At 67.8% G+C, this 276-nt stretch carries 1 protein-coding gene; it reads left to right on the top strand.

The features are described from left to right. Window positions 1-276, top strand: a 276-nt coding sequence (locus tag ACKX14_RS15755) for a hypothetical protein (RefSeq protein WP_422449328.1), incomplete at both ends; no start/stop codon positions are given.

The following is a 276-nucleotide window of genomic DNA, read 5'->3' as shown; positions in this document are numbered from 1 at the left end:
CGCACCCGGTGGTCGAGCCAGACCTCGCCGCCGAACCCATCGATCTGAGCGAGCAACGCTCGCGCGATCGAATGCGAGCCCCCTTCGGCGACAGGCCAACCGACCGCATGTCCGGAGACCGCCAAGATGAGCGCGAAGGCGGCTGTCCCGGCCAAATCGAGCGGCAACATCGAGTGAGCTGCGGCGCCGGCCAGAAGGGCGCGAGCCTCGGGCGCTTCGAAGCGCTGCGCGAGACACTTCATGGAAAGGAGAGCATTTCGCGCGAACCTGAGGCCG

The sequence above is a fragment of the Thermorhabdus hydrogeniformans genome, from assembly GCF_049310025.1.
In the GTDB taxonomy this organism is placed as follows: domain Bacteria; phylum Bacillota; class Thermosediminibacteria; order Thermosediminibacterales; family Tepidanaerobacteraceae; genus JBJYKD01.
The sequence above is the reverse complement of the archived record's forward strand: the minus strand, read 5'-3'. Positions and strand labels throughout refer to the sequence as shown.